The following is a 16,738-nucleotide window of genomic DNA, read 5'->3' as shown; positions in this document are numbered from 1 at the left end:
TGCGGGATCGGCCGTCATGACGTTTCCTTGTTCGCGGGCGCGCATTCAGCGTGCCTGTAGATCCTCGCACCGTCGGCGCGTCCTCGCGTGTCCGAAACCCAACGCTGCCCTCTCGCCGCCACCGATGTCGGCGCGTTCCACCCTGCACGGACGGAGACTGATGTGACGACCCTGCGGGTCGGCGGGCGTCCCGCCACCGCCACGGACCGCGTCCACCGCCCCACGCTCACCTCGCGACCCCAGGTCCCGGTGCAGTCCGGCCCGCCCACCGGATCGCAGACCCGCCGCATCCTCATGCTGTCCTGGGAGTACCCGCCCGTCCTCGTCGGCGGTCTCGGCCGGCACGTGCACGCCCTCTCGCTCGCCCTGGCCGCCGCCGGGCACGAGGTCACCGTCGTCACCCGGCACGCCGACGGCGCCCCGCTGGAGGAATACGTCGACGGCGTCCACATCGTCCGCGCCGCCGCCGACCCGGTCACCTTCCCCCTGGCCACCGGCTCCCTGCTGGCCTGGACGATGGCGTTCAACCACACCCTCACCCGGGCCGCCCTGCGCGCCGCCGCCACCGGCGACTACGACGTCATCCACGCCCACGACTGGCTCGTCGCACACACCGCCATCACCCTGGCCGAACACCTGCGCCGGCCGCTGGTGACCACGATCCACGCCACCGAGGCCGGCCGGCACCAGGGCTGGCTCCCCGAGGAGATGAACCGCACCATCCACGGCGTCGAACACTGGCTCGGCGGTGAGTCGACGCGGGTCGTCGTCTGCTCCGGCTACATGCGCGACGAGGTGACCGGCCTGTTCGGCGTGCCGGCCGGCCGGGTCGACGTGGTGCCCAACGGGGTGGAGCCGCACCGCTGGCGGGTGTCGGCCGCCGCGGTGGCGAAGGCGCGGGCCCGGTTCGCCGGGGACGGCCCGCTGGTCACCTTCGCCGGCCGGCTGGTCTACGAGAAGGGTGTGCAGCACCTGCTGGCCGGGCTGCCCCGGCTGCGCGAGCGGCATCCCGGGCTGCGTGCGGTGATCGTCGGCGACGGTCCCTACCGGGGCGAGTTGGAGGCCGACGTGCACCGGCTCGGCCTGGCCGGCATGGTCAGCCTGCCCGGCTTCCTCGGCGACACCGACCTGCCCGCGGTGATGGCCGCCTCGGACTGCTTCGCCGTGCCCAGCATCTACGAGCCGTTCGGCATGGTCGCCCTGGAGGGTGCCGCCGCCGGAGCGCCGCTCGCGGTCGCCGCGACCGGCGGGCTCGCCGAGATCGTCGAGCCGGGAGTCACCGGGGAGACCTTCCGACCCCACGACCCGGACGCGCTGGCCGACGCCGTGCACGCCCTGCTCTCCGACACCGGACGCGCCCGCGTACTGGCCCGTCGGGCCCGGGACATGGTCAACGAGCGGTATGGCTGGGCCGCCATCGCCAGCCGCACCGCCTCGACGTACGCCTCGGCGATCGCCCAGGCACCGACGTTCACCGCCGAACGCGCGGCGCAGCAGATGGCGCACGGGCGGGCACTCCCGGCGATCCCGGAGGGCAACCTGCTCGCCGCCGGCCTGCGCTGACCGCTTCCCCACCGCACGCGCTTGCAGGCACCCTCGCCCCGACCCGGTCGCGGCCGGGTCAGGGCGATGACCCACCCCGATCGGGGTGGGTCATCGAGGCCCGAGGCCCGTCTTTCCGTCGAGCAGCTCGCGAGCCGCGTCGAGATGACCCGCGTGTCGGGCGGTCTCCTCGATCATGTGCAGGACGACGCGCCGCAGGTCGGTGACCTCGTCTCCGAGCGAGCCGGGGTGCCGCTCGCGTACCGGCGCGGACAGCGGCGTGGCGGCGAGGACGGCGTCGGACCGCTCGCACTGGGCACGGTAGAAGTCCAGCACCACCGACGGCGGTCGGGGCGTGGTCAGCGGCGCGTGGTCGTCGTCGGGCCAGGCCAGCGGGACGGCCGAGCCGAACATGATCTCCTGGAACCAGTGCCGCTCGGCGTAGCCGAGATGCTCCACCAGGCCCAGTGGCGTCCACCCGGAGGGCAGCACGGCGGTGGTCAGGGCTGTCACGTCGAGCCCGTCAATGATCGCGAGGACGCTGACCCGCTGCGCCTCCAGGAACATCGACAGTGCGCTCTTCTCCTCGTCGCCCATGCCGTGCATCCCCTCTCCTGTCAGCCGGTGGTCCCGGTCGGAAGCCCGCCGGAGTCCGCTCCAGCGGATGTCGGACGATAACAATCCCGACCGACAGCATTCACTCATGAACGCCGGCCCCAACCCCTGGTCCAGCAACCTGCGCTGCCGCCGCGTGCCCTCGGGGGTCAGCGCGAGGACCGCAGTCGCGCACCACCGGGCGGTGCCGACGGCGAGCCAGCGGAACGTGGACCGATCGCCGACCCGCCAGGTGCGGTCGAGGGACACCAACCCGAGGAGCACGGCCACCGTGGCGAGCGGCTGGACGAACATCGCCAGCACCACCCGGTGGGTCCGGTGGCCCCGGACCTGACGGGGCCACCGGCCGGCAGGGCGACTGGCAGCATGCCGGCCGGCCCCGCCTGACGTCCTGGGTGTTGAAGGCCGCCGTCGACTGACCCACCCGGGCAGTCCAGCCCGCCGTTACGATCTTGTATCCACACTGGTCAGCGGCGCCGCCATCCGACACACTCGCAGGCATCCGGCGGCGGTGCGGTCCGAGGAGGGCGCGGGTGCGGGTGCTCCTGGTGGAAGACGACCTCCGCGTCTCGGCGGGTCTCGCCTCGGCGCTGCGGCGGCGGGGGCACGAGGTGGTCCAGGCGGTGACGGCCGCGGAGGCGGAACAGGCCGAGCCGGTCGACCTCGTCCTGCTCGACATGAACCTGCCCGACCGCGACGGGCTGGAGGTGTGCCGGCGGATCCGCCAGCACGACGAGGGCGTCGCGATCATCGCGGTCACCGCGCGGGTCGAGGAGCACGACCGGGTGGCCGGGCTGCGCGCCGGCGCCGACGACTACGTGGTCAAGCCGTTCTCGATGGTCGAGTTGCAGGCCCGCATCGAGGCGGTGATGCGCCGCACCACCCGCACCGCCCGGCCGGCGACCGCGTTGCAGGTCGGTGGCCTGCGCATCGACGTGGACGCCCGGCGGGTCTGGGTGGGCGACCGGGAGGTCGGCCTGTCCCGCAAGGAGTTCGGCCTGCTGGTGGCGCTGGCCCGGCAGGCCGGCACGGTGGTGCCCCGGGACCGGCTGCAACTGGAGGTCTGGCAGACCACCTGGGCCACCCGGCACAACCTCGACGTCCACGTCGCGGCGCTGCGCGGCAAGCTCGACGACGCCGCGATGGTGGAGACGGTACGCGGCGTCGGCTACCGGCTGCGGGCCGGCTGAGCACCGGCTCAAAGTGGGGCAACCTCAGATCCTGCTCAAGAATCCCAGTTGGCGACCCCGCGCGGGGCCGGGTGCGGGTGTGCTGTGCGTACCCAGCCATCCCTCCTGTTTGGAGATCCCCTTGAGATACAGACGGACCACGGCCGGTGTCTTCTCCGCCCTACTCGCCGTCACCCTCGCGGCGACCGCACAGCCCGCCCAGGCGACCACGGCTGCCGAACCGCAGGCGGAGCCGAACCAGGTGCAGGGCCTCACGGTCGTCCAGGGCGACGGGTACGCCACCCTGGCCTGGACCCCGGTCGGCGGGGCCACCGACTACCAGATCGAGCGGACCCCGGTCGCCGACGACGACACCGCCACCGGCCCGTCGGTGACCGTCGGTGTCTGGCGGCCGAACCGTCAGATCAACAACTCCGAGCCGACCTTCGCCGACGCCGGCTTCGCCCCCGGCAACCGGTTCCAGTGGCGGGTCAGCGCCCGCTTCGACGGCACCGGCCAGCCGTACTCGGTTCCCGTCAGCGGCACGACCAGGGCGCCCTGGGGCGACCCCGACACCCCCGGCCAGAGCCTGCGTACCCAGTGGGAGACCACGCTGGGCGCGCAGTACACCAGCGACGTCGACGAGTACGCCTACACCGCCGCGATCGACGAGCTGAGTGACCGGGTGCGCGTGGTGGAGATCGGCCGCACCCTCCAGGACCGGCCGATCAACATGTTCGTCGTCGGCTACCCGGCCCCGCCGACCACCCCGGCGGCGGTGGCCGCGACGAACCCGCTGGTGGTCAACTGCAACGTGCACGGCAACGAGCCCGGTGACCGGGAGGCCTGTCTCATCATGGCCCGGCAGTTGGCGTTCACCGACGACGCCACCACGCTCGGCCTGCTGTCGAAGACGACCATGCTGATCGTGCCGACGATCAACGGCGACGGCCGGGCGGCCAACAGCCGGGGCAACTCCACCGGCCAGGACCTCAACCGGGACTACTCGCTGATCCGTCAGCCGGAGACCCAGTCCTTCGTGGAGATGGTCCGCGACTACCGGCCGATCGCCAGCTACGACGGCCACGAGTACGGCAACCGCAACACCGGTGACCTGCCGATGCTGCCACCACGCCACCAGAACGTGGCGCAGGGGATCTTCGACGAGTCGCGGCACATGATCGAGGGCCACATGTACACCCAGGGCGCCCGGGACGGCTGGTGGGCCTGCCCGTACGGGTGCACCGGAGCGAACGTCGGCCTGGGCGAGGAAACCATCCTGCGCAACACCCTCGGCCTGAAGAACGTGGTCAACTCCCTGCTGGAGTTGCGCAGCGCCGGCGGACCGACCCGGCCCGACGAGGGCAACACCACCAACAACCGCCGGCGCAAGACGTACTCGGCGCTGTGGACGTTCCACCAGTTCCTGGCGTACCACGGGGCGGCCGTCGGCGACATCACCGCGGCCCGCGCCGACGCGATCAGGTTCCAGTCCGCGAACACCGGCCGGATCGTCTTCCGGGGCTCCCGCCCGATCGAGGCGTACCCCGCGCCGCACCCGGGCGCCACCCCGCCACCGCTGGACGCGCCCACCCCGGAGCGGATCCTGGAACAGCCGCCGTGCGCCTACCAGCTCACCGAGGAGCAGTACCACGGTGCACGGACCGACGGCCCGAGCGGCCGGCAGACCACCGTGGCCCAGCGGCTCGCCGCCCACGGCTGGAAGGTGATCAAGGTTGCCGGCGGGTACCTCGTGCCGCTGTCCCAGCCGGAGCGGGGCCTGGTGCCGCTGTTGCTCGACGCGCAGGCCGTCGAGGGCATGGTCGACGGCGAGCGGGTCGCCCCCACCCTGACCGGCACCCACAACGGCCCGCTGACCATCTCCGGAGTGGCCTGCCTCGCGGGCGCCACCGTCCGGGGGCCCGTCCGGGTCCGGCCGGGTGCCACGCTCATCGTGAACGGCGGTTCGATCAACGGCCCGGTGGACGCCAGCGACGCGGCCGGGTTCGTGCTGACCGCCGGCACGGTCAACGGTCCGGTGAACGTCACCGGCACGGCCGGCCCGGTCCTGCTGGTCGGCAACAAGATCAGCGGACCGGTCAACGTGGTCAACAGCGCGGGCGTGGCCCCACTGGTGGCGGGCAACACCGTCAACGGCCCGCTGGGCTGCACCGGCAACGCCGCCACGCCGGTGAACCTGGAGGTCGCCAACTCGGTCAGCGGACCGAGATTCAACCAGTGCGCCCGCCTGTGAGCCAGACCCCGCCACCGGCCGCGAACCCGGCACTCCGGCGCCTGCTCCCGATCGCCGGCGCGGCACTGGCCGCCGTGCTGCTCGTGGTGGTCGGAAGCACCGGCGGGAGCGGCGGCGGCTCCGGCGCGGCCGATGCCGCGCCGGCCACGGTCGGCGTGACCGGGCCGCTGTGCGGCCTGCTGCCCGCGGGCAGCGAGCCGGGCAACCCCGCCTCGCTGGCCGGTCAGCCAGCCGACCAGGCCCTGCGGTGGATTCCCGTGCTCACCACCTTCGAGGCGGCGGTACGCGCCACCGGCCTGGCCCACGAGCTGACCCGGGACGTGACCATCCTGGCACCCACCGATGACGCGTTCGCCAGCAAGTTCTCCCGGACGAACCTCGACGAACTGCTCCTGCGGGACACCGCACGACTACGCGACCTGCTGCGCGACCATCTGGTCAGTGGAGCGCTGCCGCTGGCCGAACTGGTCGCGGCCGGCACGGTGACCACCGTCGCCGGCACCACCATCACCGTCACCGGTCAGGGGCAGACCGCCCGCGTCGACGACCGGGCCGAGACGGTGTGCGCCGACTACCAGGCGGTCGACGCCCGGATCCACGTCATCAACGAGGTGCTCGGCGACCTGCCCACCACCGCGGGCCAGGACGACGACGGCCACCCGGCGCACTGAACGCGGACACCCGCGGCACCACGACGGCCGCCGACCCCGTGATCCGGGGCGGCGGCCGTCGTCGGGCGGGGCTGCGCTCAGCGCTTCCCGCGAGGGCTCAGCGCTTCCCGAACGGGTGGTAGTCGCGTTCGGTGGCGCCGGTGTAGATCTGCCGCGGGCGGCCGATCTTGGTCTCCGGGTCGTTGATCATCTCGCGCCACTGTGCGATCCAGCCCGGCAGCCGGCCCAGGGCGAACAGCACCGTGAACATCTTCGTCGGGAAGCCCATCGCCTTGTAGATCAGACCGGTGTAGAAGTCCACGTTCGGGTAGAGCCGCCGGGAGACGAAGAAGTCGTCGGCCAGGGCGATCTCCTCCAGCTCCATCGCGATGTCCAGCAACGGGTCCGGCTTGGCCATCCGGCCGAGCACGTCCTGCGCCGCCTTCTTCACGATCGCGGCCCGCGGGTCGTAGTTCTTGTAGACCCGGTGACCGAAGCCCATCAGCTTGACGCCGTCCTGCTTGTCCTTGACCCGCCGGACGAAGGACTGGACGTCACCGCCCTCGGCCTGGATCCGCTCCAGCATCTCCAGCACCGCCTGGTTGGCGCCGCCGTGCAGCGGCCCGAACAGCGCGTTCACGCCGGCCGAGACCGAGGCGAACAGGTTGGCGTTGCTGGAGCCGACCAGCCGCACCGTCGAGGTGGAGCAGTTCTGCTCGTGATCGGCGTGCAGGATGAAGAGCATGTCCAGCACGCGGGCGGTGACCGGGTCGACCTCGTACGGCTCCGCCGGCACGCCGAACGTCATCCGCAGGAAGTTCTCCACGTAGCCCAGCGAGTTCTCCGGGTACAGCAGCGGCTGCCCGATGGACTTCTTGTACGCGTACGAGGCGATGGTGGGGACCTTGGCCATCAGCCGGACCGTGGACATCTCCACGTGCTCGGCGTCGAACGGGTCCAGGCTGTCCTGGTAGAAGGTGGAGATGGCGCTGACGGCCGAGGAGAGCACGGCCATCGGGTGGGCCTCCCGGGGGAAGCCGTCGAAGAACCGGCGCATCTCCTCGTGCAGCAGCGAGTGCCGGCGGATCCGCTCGGTGAACTCGGTCAACTGGTCGGTGCTCGGCAGCTCACCGTAGATCAGCAGGTAGGAGACCTCCAGGAAGGAACTCTTCTCGGCCAACTGCTCGATGGGGTAGCCGCGGTAACGCAGGATGCCCGCGTCGCCGTCGATGTAGGTGATCCCGGACGAACAGGCAGCGGTGTTGACGAACCCGGGGTCGTAGGTCGTCATCCCGGTTTCCTTCAGCAGCTTGCCCACGCCGACTCCGGCGGGGCCCTCGACCGCGGAATGTACCGGCATCGACAGCTGCCCGCCGGGGTGATCGAGCTTGACTTCCGTCATGTGGTTCCTCGCTTCGCCGGCAGATCTACGTTGAATTGCCTTCGCTTCTACCGTAATTGCGGTTGCGGCGACACCGCCTGGCGTGGTTCGGCGGTGAGGTCTGCGTCACCCGATTCCCGACCACCGGGCGGGGAAACCCGGACGACCAGGACGCAAGGGCACGGCCGGCGCCCGCGGCGGGCAACCACGCGCAGGCCGGCGCTGTCCGGCTCAGCAGGTCGGGTGACGCCGGGCTACCCGGCGACCGGCGCGGGCGGTGCGGGTCGGCGTCAGGAGATCGTCAGGTGGCGCAGCTGACCGCCGGCACCGACGAGGTAGAGGTCGAGGCGGTTCGTGCCGGCGTGGAACAGCCGGTCGTCGGCGAGCAGCGCGGCGAAGCGACGCCCGCCCGGATCCGGGGCGACCACCGGGACGACCGCCGCGACGGTGCCGTTGACGGCCACCGCCAGCTCGGTGCCGTCGGCCACCCGGTCCGGCACGGTGCCCCAGATCATGCCGGGCAGCAGGCCCTCGTCGGGATCGACCGCGCGGAAGGCGTCCAGCCCACCGACCCGGGCGGTGCCGCCGGCCGGTGCGGCGCCCACGGTGGTGCCGACCAGCGGATGCGGTGCCGCCGGCGCCGGGGCCGCCGGCACGGCGCCGGTGATCGGCATCGGTTGGGACGGCCGGTCGTAGAAGACCTTGCCCTGCCCGGTACGGGGTGCCTGCCGGGCGGAACGGCCGTCGACCCGCCAGGGCAGCCGGATGGCCGCCTCGTCGGCGATCGTCGGCAGCAGGTCGACATGTTCCCAGTTGCGGTCGTCGACCTGCCCGGTGCGCTGCCCCGGCGTCTTGACGAACAGCGGCACCCAGGCCACCTCGTCGGCGGCGGCCCTGATGGCGTCCTCGCCCCGCCCCTGGGCACCCTTGGTGAAGCTGACCCCGTGGTCGGCGGTCACCACCACCAGCGCCCGGTCCCACAGGCCGTTGGCGCGCAACGTCCGCATCGTCTCGCCGATCAGCCGGTCGGTGTAGCCGAGCTGCGCCAGGTGGCGCGCCCGGGCGAGATCCACCCAGCCGTCGCCCTCGTAGGGAAAGTCTTCCGGTGCCTCGTAGCGAGCCCCCGACGGCAGGTACGCCCACGGCGTGTGCGGCATCAGCAGGTGCAGGAAGTGCAGCGTCGGCCGCCCGGACGGGGTCAGGCCGTTCAGGAAGCTGGTGAACCGGGCCGGTTGGTTGACGTTGAGGCTGTCCCAGCGGAACTTCGGGTCGTCCGGCACCGGCTCGGCGGCGTCGATGCCGGCCTCCTCGGCGGTGCGCTCGCGGTAGGAGTCCTCCGGGTCGATCCGGCTGTCCTGCGGGGCAGTCAGCTGGCGCAGCAGCCTGCCGGTCTCCCGGGCCAGCACCCCGATCCCCTGTTGCGGGGTGACCGGCCGCTCGCAGCGGCTCGGCGGGCACAACCGGGTGATGCTCTCCTCGGCGCGGATGTCGTAGAGCCCGCCGAAGGCGGTGAAGAGGTTGTCCGGGTAGTGCGAGAAGTGCGGGGCGAAGGGCTCCGCAGGGTAACGGCCGGTCAGCATCGCCGGCAACGCGTACGGCGTCCAGCCGCTGACGCCGGTCGCGTTGCGGTACCAGGTCGACCCGGCGGCCAACTCGGCGAAGTGCGGGAACCGGGTGGCGTCGACGCCACCGCCCGGACCGAGCAGGGAGACCAGGGGCAACTCGTCGAGGATCAGCATCACCACCGGCGGGTGCCGGTCGCCGGTCGCCGTGCCGGCCGACCCGCCGTCGCCGCGCGGCAACACCACCGGCCCGGTCGGCGAGGCGAACAGGAACAGCCCGACGAAGATCAACGGCCCGACCGCGGCCAGTCGCAGTGCCCGGCCCGGGAACCGCCACCGCCGGTACGCGACGACGCCGACGGCACCGACCGCCCCGGCCACCAGCAGCAGCGGTACGCCCCGCAGCGGCGTGGTGTGCCGGCCGACCTGCACCGCCAGCGCGGCGACCAGCAGGCCCAGCGTCAGGCTGTGGGTGGCCGCTCGCGCGAGCCGCCCGGCCGCTCCGGACAGCAGGCCGAGCAGCCCGATCGCCGCTGTCGGCAACACGGCGACCAGGGCCACCAGCAGCAGGATCTCCCCCCGGTCGGCCCGGTGGAACAGGAAGAAGTCGGGACTGCGGCCGAGGATGTCCAGCAGCGGCTGGGTGATCACCAGTCCGACCAGCGCCGTGACCTCCAGCAGCCGGCCGGCCTCGGCCCGCCAGTCACCCCACCCCCGCCACCGGTCGCCCCACCGTCGCCACCGGTCACGACGCCCCGCCACCGGGGCCCCGTCCGCGGCGGAACCGTCTCGCGCGGACGCCTCCGTCGCGGCATCGGGCCCGGCGCCGGGACGGTCGGTCACGAACGGGCCACCCGGTACAGGGTGCGGGTGCCCGAGGGCAGCTCCAGCCGATCCTCGACGGTGCCGTGGGCGGCGAGCAGCGCCTCGAAGGCGTCCCGGCGATAGCCGGGGAAGATTCCGTCGGGCTTGTTGGCCAGCAACCGGGCGGCCATCGGGTCGTCGGGGTGGACGAATTCCACCACCAGCCGGCCGCCGGGCGCGACGAAGCCGGCGAGGCAGGCCACCACCTCGGGCAGCGGCACGTTGCGCCCGATCGCCAGGTGGTGCACCAGGGCCAGGGCGAGCACGGTGTCCGCGCTGGCCCGGGCGGCGAACGAGGCCCGCTCCACCCCGCGCCAGCCGCCACCGGGCGACGGGTCGGCGAGGTCCATCACCAGCGGCAGTACCCGCCGCTCACCCTCGCCCCGCAGGGTGCGGTACAGCCGGTCGAGCACCGCCGGGTCCTGCTCGACGGCCACCACGTAGTCGGCGTGGCGGGCGGCGAGGCGAGCGTACCGTCCGTCGTTGGCGCCCAGGTCGAGCACGAGCCGCCGCCGGCCGGCGACGCCCAGCGCCGCGCTGACGAACCGCTCCTTGCCGGCCCGGTCGTCACCGGAGTAGCCGCAGGTGCGCTGGTAGTCCACCCAGTGCGTGGGCGGCTGCTGATGGTCCAGCCGCCGGACAAGCTTCTCCATGCCGCGCACGGTGGCCTGTGCCAACTCGCGGGTGTAGCCGGCGGCGCGCAACTGCGCGCGTACGTCGGTCGTGCTGGTGGCGGCGTTGCGCCGCTGCACACTGCCGTGCAGGTGGACGTGGGTGAGCACGCCGGGCAGCAGCCGGCGGGTGCCCCGGAACAGCGGACCCATCTGCTCCGGCGGGATGCCGTCGACCTGGGCCCGCAGCCACGGCTGGAACGCCAGTCCCAGGTGGGCGCCGAGCAGCAACGGATAGAGCAGCGTCTGGCAGAACTGCCGGTAGCCGGCCCACGGTTCACCGTCGCGCAGCGGGGCGAAGGACCCCACGTCGATGAAGACCGGCTCGGTGCCGCGCCACTGCAGGTTGTACGCCGAGCCGTCCTTGGTGGTGAAGCCCGCCGGCAGGGCCGCCCGCAGGATCTCCAGGTGCAGCAGCGCGGCGTCGCGCAGCATCGCGAACGACCACTCGTACGGGTGGGAGACGAACGGGATGCGCTCGTGCCGCAGCACCGTCGCCCAGGCCGGCCGGCTCGATCCCGCGGGCAGGTCCGATCCGGCCGGCAGGCCCGACAGCACCGACCCGGCGGGCAGTTCCTCGGTGCCGCAGACCTTGCCGGCGGCGAGCAGCGGCGGGAAGAAGGTGCTGCCGGCCAGCGCCCGCCAGTGCGCGGCGGCGGTCTCGTCGAGCGCGCGCAGCACGTCGTCGCCGGCGTGGAAGACCCGGTTGGCCGGGTCCCGGAAGGAGCCGGGCTCCGCGCGCAGGTCGGCGTCGGGCGGCACCGGTGCGGGCGACCGGCCCAGGTCCGGAATCACCATCTCGGGCGGTCAGCCCTGGTCGGTGGGCTGGCGGCGGAACCTGCTGACGAGTCTGCGCCAGTAGAGCTTGGCCGCCACCGCGACGCCGGCGATCCCGCCGACCACCGCCTGCACGATCAGGCTGCCGGATCCCGCGTCCAGGTAGGCCAGGTGGTTCACCGACCACTCCTTCCCTCGCCAGCACGACACCGGCATCAGGCACCGTCACTCATATTTCGGATTTACACCCTGAAGCCGGACCTCTGCCACCGTACGCCCCTCGCCGTCGCCTGTCGGGCACAACGCCCACTTCGCCGCGTCCGTTTCGTTCAAGACCGCCGGCACCGGCCGGCCGTAACCTCACCGCCATGAGCCTGCTTCCGCGCTTCGACCTGATCAGCCTGGTCGCCACCGACATGACCCGCACCCTGGACTTCTACCGCCGCCTGGGACTCGACATCCCGCCCGGCGCGGAGCAGCAGCCGCACGTGGAGGTGACCCTGGCCGGCGGCCTCCGGCTCGCCTGGGACGACCTCCCGACGGTGCGCTCCTTCGACCCGGGCTGGACCCCACCGGCCGGCGGCCACCGCGCGGCGCTGGCCTTCCTCTGCACCAGCCCGGCCGAGGTCGACCGCTGGTACGCCGACCTGACCGCCGACGGCCACCACGGCCACCTGCCACCCTGGGACGCCCCCTGGGGGCAGCGCTACGCCGTCCTGCACGACCCCGACGGCACCCCCGTCGACCTCTTCGCCCCCTCCCCACTCCCACCCCGACCGATCAGGGTTGATCAAGAGCGCCAGGAGCATCGACGACATTCGTCATCAGAAGTTCACCGAGCTCCCACGGTGACCAGAATTTCCTGATCACCGATCGGGGCGGGGGTCGGGAGGCAGGAGGGAGGTGGGGGGTAGGCCGGTCAGGGCTCGGGTGTCGCGGGTGAGGTGGGCCTGGTCGGCGTAGCCGGTGCGGGCGGCCACCTCGGCCAGCGGCACGCCGGTGCGGGCCAGGGCGAGAGCCCGGCGCATCCGCAGGATCCGGGCGAGGGTCTTCGGGCCGTACCCGAACAGGTGCCGGCTGCGCCGGAGCAGGGCGCGCGGGCCGAGCCCGACCTCCGCGGCGGTCGCGCCCACCGTCGCTCCGGCGGCCAGCGCGGCGGCGACCCGGGCACCGAGCGGGTCCGGGCCACCCGCCGCGCGCAGCCGGCCCACCGCCACGTCGACCAGCACAGCCCCCGCGCCGGCCGCGGCCCGCTCGGCCAGCGCCGCGACGACCCGCTCACCCCACAGATCCGCCAGCGGTACGCGCTGGTCGCACACCTCCACCGCGGCGACGCCGAGCACCGGCGGGCCGACCCCGGGCGGCAGCCGGAGCCCGACCCACCGCTCCCCGGCGCGCTCACGCTGCGGAACGCCGTGCGGTCCGGCCCGGCCACCAGCAGCCCGGCCCGGCTGGACCAGAGCAGGTCGAGGCAGCCGTCGGGAAGCACCCGGGTGGGCGTGGGACGGGCCGGCGCGGTGCTGGTCCACAGCGTCGCGCCGGCAAAACCGGCCGGTCTTTCCCGGTACACACCGCCAGCCTGCCACGACCCGAACGGTGCCCGGCGGGACGGGGTTGTCCTGGCCGAACCGGCCAGCTGTCGCGGCCCCGGTACGGCGACTACCCGTCCACGGTGGGATCCGGCAGTCGGACGGTGAACACGGTCCGACCGGGCCGGGTGTCGAGCGAGACGGTGCCGTGGTGTGCCTCCACCACCGCGGCGACGATGGCCAGGCCGAGGCCCGTGCTGCCGTGGGTGCGGGACCGGGAGCCGTCGCCCCGGGCGAAGCGCTCGAACACCTCGGGCCGCAGGTCGGGCGGCACGCCCGGACCGTCGTCGGTGACGCCGAGTTCGGCGGCGTCGCCGACCAGTCGCAGGCTGGTGGTGACGGTGCTCCCGGCCGGGGTGTGCACCCGCGCGTTGGCCAGCAGGTTCGCCAGCACCTGATGCAGCCGCGCCGGGTCGCCGGGAACCCGGATGACCTCCTCGGGCAGGTCGAGCTGCCAACGGTGCTCGGGACCGGCCACGTGCGCGTCGCTGACCGCGTCCACGACCAGCGCGGTGAGGTCGACCGGTTCGACCGCGAGGGGTCGGCCGGAGTCCAGCCGGGCCAGCAACAGCAGGTCGTCGACGAGGCTGGTCATCCGGGTGCTCTCCGACTCGACCCGGCGCAGGGCGTGGGCCACGTCGGGCGGGACGCGGTCGTGACCCCGGCGCGCCACCTCGGCGTAGCCGCGGATCGCGGCGAGGGGTGTCCGCAGTTCGTGGCTGGCGTCGGCGACGAACTGGCGTACCCGGGTCTCGCTGGCCTGCCGGGCGGCGAGGGCGGCGGCGACGTGCCCGAGCATCCGGTTGAGCGCGGAACCGACCTGCCCGACCTCGGTACGCGGGTCGGTGTCCGCGGCCGGCACCCGCTCGGAGAGCGCCACCTCACCCCGGTCCAGCGGCAGTTCGCTGACCCGGCCGGCGGTGGCGGCCACCCGACGCAGCGGGCGCAGCGTGGCCCGGACGATCAACGCACCGGCGGCACCGGCGACGAGCAGGCCGGCCACCGTGACGCCGGCCTGCGCGGCCACCATCCACCAGACGGTCTCCCGCACCCCGGCCAGCGGCACGCCCAGCACCCGCACGGTCCCCACCGACGACTGCCGGGCCACCAGCCGGTAACTGCCCCGCTCGCCGAGATCGAGGCTGTGCGGGCGGCCGTCGGTGGGCACCTCGGCCAGCGCGCTCAGCTCGCCGGCCGGTACGGACCGCTCCTGGCGGCCGACCAGTGTCCACGCCTCGGTGACCTGGCCGTCGACCACCTGGGCGCTGATCGTGCCGGGCGGGAAGCCACGCGGCACGCGGACGTCGCCCCACGGTCCCGCGCCGGGCCCCGGCTCCCACGGCGCACTCGGCCGCCCGCCGGGGGTGAAGAGCAGCTGCTCGTCCACCCGGGAGATCAGGAACTGCTGCAGCGCGGCCGTGGTGAACGCCCCGATGGCCAGGCTGACCAGGGCGAGCAGGGTGACCAGGGTGACCACCAGGCGGGTCCGCAGCGACCGGCCCGCGAGCCACCGGCGCACGGCGATCACTGTGCCGGCTTGAGCAGGTACCCCGCCCCGCGCAGCGTGTGGATCATCGGCGGACGGCCGGCGTCGATCTTCTTACGGAGGTACGAGATGTACAGCTCGACCACGTTGGCCTGGCCCCCGAAGTCGTAGTTCCACACCCGGTCGAGGATCTGCGCCTTGCTCAGCACCCGCCGCGGGTTGCGCATCAGGTAGCGCAGCAGCTCGAACTCGGTGGCGGTGAGCGTGATCAACTGACCGTCCCGGCACACCTCGTGGCTGTCCTCGTCCATGGTGAGGTCGCCGACGGTCAGCACCGCGTCCTGGCGGGTGGCGACGGCGAAGCCGGAGCGGCGAAGCAGCGCCCGCAGCCGGGCGATGACCTCCTCCAGGCTGAACGGCTTGGTGACGTAGTCGTCGCCGCCCACGGTCAGTCCGGCGATCCGTTCCTCCACCGCGTCCCGGGCGGTCAGGAAGAGCACCGGCACGGTGGCCTGGTCCTCCCGCAGCTTGCGCAGGACCTGCAAGCCGTCCAGGTCGGGAAGCATCACGTCGAGCACCACCGCGTCCGGCTGGAACTGCCGGGCGAGGCGTACCGCCGCCATCCCGTCGCCCGCCGTGCGCACCTGCCAACCCTCGTAGCGCAGCGCCATCGACAACAGGTCGGTCAGCGTCGGCTCGTCGTCGACGACCAGCACCCGGACCGGTCCGCCATCGGGTCGGCGAAGCTCGACGCGGCCCAGCCCGGCGTCCCCCTCGGTCATCATGGTCTCCATCGTGGGCCCGCGCGCTGGGTTCCACGTGTGCCGATCCTGTGCGTCCGCTGTGCGCTCGCCGGGCCGGCCGGCCGGCGCGTCACTCGGTCACGCCGACCGGGTCGGTGCGGACGAAACGCATGGACCAGACGCCGGCCTCGTCGGCGCGCTGCCGGGCGTAGAGATGGTCGGCGGCGGGCGTGGGCGGGGCCTGCTGCCGGCGCAGCACCCACAGCCGCGGCGGAGTGCCGTCCGGCCCGGCGGGCAACGACCGGACCAGGTCGTGCGCCGGGCCACCGACGAAACGTACGGTCACCTCGCTCATCAGTCGCTCCGCCCTCCAGCCCGCCCGGCACGGGCGTCCCGGCTCGCACGCTAACGCACCGGCCACCGCCCGAGGCCGGTTTGCCCTGATCCGAGGCGGGGTACCGTGCCGACGCCACGGACACGTACGCCGTGGCGGGCGGCACGAGGGTAAGGGAGCGGTCGATGCGCAGGCTGGACGGGCGGTACCGGCTCGAACAGCGCATCGGCATCGGCGGCATGTCGGAGGTGTGGCGGGCACACGACGCGGTGCTGGACCGGCCGGTCGCGGTGAAGCTGCTGTCGCCGGGGCAGGCGGACTGGGCGGCGTCGGTGGAACGAATCCGGGCCGAGGCCCGCTCCGCGGCCCGCCTGGTCCATCCCAACGTGGCCAGCGTGCACGACTTCGGCACCTGCGCCGCGACGCCCGGGCGCGAGCTGCCGTACATCGTGATGGAGCTGGCCGAGGGGCAGACGCTCGCCGCCCATCTGCACGCCGGCCCGCTGGACTGGCGAATCGCGGTGCGGGTCTGCGCGGAGGTGAGCGCGGCGCTGGCCGCCGCCCACTCCCACGGCATCGTGCACCGCGACGTCAAGCCGGCCAACGTGATGCTCACCCCGGCGGGGGTGAAGGTGCTCGACTTCGGTATCGCCACCTCGGCCGGGGCCGCCGACACCGCACCCGAGGGCATCGTGGTCGGCACCCCCGCCTACCTGGCGCCGGAGCAGCTGCAACGGGCCCCGGCGACCCCGGCCGCCGACATCTACGCCCTCGGCGTGCTCCTCTACCGCTGCCTGGCCGGACGGCTGCCGTACCCGGCGGACAACGTCACCCAGTTGCTCGGCCCGCACGGGCGCCAGCCCCGCGCCCGCTGCCCGAGCTGCCCGGCCTGCCCGCCGAGGTGGCCGACCTGTGCCGGCGCTGCCTCACCGAGGACCCGGTCCGGCGACCGAGCAGCCTGGTCACCGCGCTGCTGCTCGCCGAGGCGGTGGACGCCCGGGTGTACGTGCCGATGCAGGAGCCGCTGATGCCACGGCATCGGCCGGTCGCGGTGAGCCCGTGGACGGAGCGGGCGGCGGCCGAGGTCACCGAGGCCGCCGG

At 73.5% G+C, this 16,738-nt stretch carries 13 protein-coding genes and 2 pseudogenes; 6 read left to right on the top strand and 9 right to left on the bottom strand.

The features are described from left to right. The first annotated feature begins 162 nt into the window (after positions 1-162). Complete coding sequence (locus KIF24_RS11985) at positions 163-1,563, top strand: glycosyltransferase family 4 protein (protein ID WP_221084109.1); 1,401 nt, start codon at positions 163-165, stop codon at positions 1,561-1,563. A gap of 90 nt (positions 1,564-1,653) precedes the next feature. On the opposite strand, the gene KIF24_RS11980 is transcribed toward KIF24_RS11985, so the two are convergent. Beyond that, entirely contained in the window at positions 1,654-2,451 is a 798-nt protein-coding gene (locus tag KIF24_RS11980) for a DinB family protein (protein ID WP_221084108.1), read from the bottom strand. Positions 2,452-2,690: 239 nt separating this feature from the next. On the opposite strand from KIF24_RS11980, the gene KIF24_RS11975 reads away from it, so the two are divergent. The 3 genes from KIF24_RS11975 (at position 2,691) to KIF24_RS34435 (ending at position 6,251) form a co-directional block, all read left to right on the top strand. Then, positions 2,691-3,347: a response regulator transcription factor gene (locus tag KIF24_RS11975; RefSeq protein ID WP_221084107.1), complete on the top strand. Its 657-nt coding sequence runs from the start codon at positions 2,691-2,693 to the stop codon at positions 3,345-3,347. Between the two features lie 121 nt (positions 3,348-3,468). Continuing rightward, positions 3,469-5,580 (top strand): M14 family zinc carboxypeptidase, encoded by a 2,112-nt coding sequence (locus tag KIF24_RS11970; RefSeq protein ID WP_221084106.1) that lies wholly within the window; start codon positions 3,469-3,471, stop codon positions 5,578-5,580. Continuing rightward, entirely contained in the window at positions 5,577-6,251 is a 675-nt protein-coding gene (locus KIF24_RS34435; protein WP_221084105.1) for a fasciclin domain-containing protein, read from the top strand. The genes KIF24_RS11970 and KIF24_RS34435 overlap by 4 nt, the downstream gene beginning before the upstream one ends. Positions 6,252-6,348: 97 nt before the next feature. On the opposite strand, the gene KIF24_RS11960 is transcribed toward KIF24_RS34435, so the two are convergent. From KIF24_RS11960 to KIF24_RS11945, 4 genes are all read right to left on the bottom strand, one after another. Beyond that, positions 6,349-7,632 (bottom strand): citrate synthase, encoded by a 1,284-nt coding sequence (locus tag KIF24_RS11960; protein WP_221084104.1) that lies wholly within the window; start codon positions 7,630-7,632, stop codon positions 6,349-6,351. Between the two features lie 269 nt (positions 7,633-7,901). Continuing rightward, positions 7,902-10,016: a sulfatase-like hydrolase/transferase gene (locus tag KIF24_RS11955; protein WP_407939915.1), complete on the bottom strand. Its 2,115-nt coding sequence runs from the start codon at positions 10,014-10,016 to the stop codon at positions 7,902-7,904. After that, entirely contained in the window at positions 10,013-11,506 is a 1,494-nt protein-coding gene (locus KIF24_RS11950; RefSeq protein ID WP_221084103.1) for a class I SAM-dependent methyltransferase, read from the bottom strand. The genes KIF24_RS11955 and KIF24_RS11950 overlap by 4 nt, the downstream gene beginning before the upstream one ends. Before the next feature lie 9 nt (positions 11,507-11,515). Further along, positions 11,516-11,665, bottom strand: coding sequence for a hypothetical protein (locus KIF24_RS11945; RefSeq protein WP_210825305.1), 150 nt, complete (start codon positions 11,663-11,665; stop codon positions 11,516-11,518). Between the two features lie 194 nt (positions 11,666-11,859). On the opposite strand from KIF24_RS11945, the pseudogene KIF24_RS11940 reads away from it, so the two are divergent. Next, a pseudogene (locus KIF24_RS11940) lies at positions 11,860-12,255 on the top strand (VOC family protein); the annotation flags it as partial. 96 nt (positions 12,256-12,351) lie between these two features. Here the strand turns inward: KIF24_RS11940 and KIF24_RS34430 are convergent. The 4 genes and pseudogenes from KIF24_RS34430 to KIF24_RS11920 form a co-directional block, all read right to left on the bottom strand. Beyond that, positions 12,352-13,055, bottom strand: a pseudogene (locus KIF24_RS34430) (helix-turn-helix domain-containing protein). Positions 13,056-13,144: 89 nt separating this feature from the next. Next, positions 13,145-14,599 (bottom strand): sensor histidine kinase, encoded by a 1,455-nt coding sequence (locus KIF24_RS11930; protein WP_221087312.1) that lies wholly within the window; start codon positions 14,597-14,599, stop codon positions 13,145-13,147. Further along, positions 14,599-15,342, bottom strand: coding sequence for a response regulator transcription factor (locus tag KIF24_RS11925; protein WP_221084101.1), 744 nt, complete (start codon positions 15,340-15,342; stop codon positions 14,599-14,601). Before KIF24_RS11925 ends, KIF24_RS11930 begins: the two co-directional genes overlap by 1 nt. Before the next feature lie 91 nt (positions 15,343-15,433). Further along, entirely contained in the window at positions 15,434-15,658 is a 225-nt protein-coding gene (locus KIF24_RS11920) for a hypothetical protein (protein ID WP_221084100.1), read from the bottom strand. Positions 15,659-15,822: 164 nt separating this feature from the next. Here KIF24_RS11920 and KIF24_RS11915 point away from each other — a divergent pair, with 164 nt between their 5' ends. Then, positions 15,823-16,665 (top strand): serine/threonine-protein kinase, encoded by an 843-nt coding sequence (locus tag KIF24_RS11915; protein WP_230415502.1) that lies wholly within the window; start codon positions 15,823-15,825, stop codon positions 16,663-16,665. The last annotated feature ends 73 nt before the right edge of the window (positions 16,666-16,738 follow it).

It is taken from the genome of Micromonospora tarapacensis (assembly GCF_019697375.1).
GTDB lineage: Bacteria > Actinomycetota > Actinomycetes > Mycobacteriales > Micromonosporaceae > Micromonospora > Micromonospora tarapacensis.
This window is presented reverse-complemented; position numbering and strand designations above follow the sequence as displayed.

Excerpts from the sequence above, each read along its gene's own strand:
- KIF24_RS11980 (WP_221084108.1), bottom strand. The coding sequence starts at position 2,451 with ATGTTCGTCCAGCCGCTCGCCACGGTGGCCGTGCTCCTCGGGTTGGTG.
- KIF24_RS11960 (WP_221084104.1), bottom strand. The coding sequence starts at position 7,632 with ATGACGGAAGTCAAGCTCGATCACCCCGGCGGGCAGCTGTCGATGCCG.
- KIF24_RS11950 (WP_221084103.1), bottom strand. The coding sequence starts at position 11,506 with ATGGTGATTCCGGACCTGGGCCGGTCGCCCGCACCGGTGCCGCCCGAC.
- KIF24_RS11925 (WP_221084101.1), bottom strand. The coding sequence starts at position 15,342 with ATGACCGAGGGGGACGCCGGGCTGGGCCGCGTCGAGCTTCGCCGACCC.
- KIF24_RS11920 (WP_221084100.1), bottom strand. The coding sequence starts at position 15,658 with ATGAGCGAGGTGACCGTACGTTTCGTCGGTGGCCCGGCGCACGACCTG.
- KIF24_RS11915 (WP_230415502.1), top strand. The coding sequence starts at position 15,823 with ATGCGCAGGCTGGACGGGCGGTACCGGCTCGAACAGCGCATCGGCATC.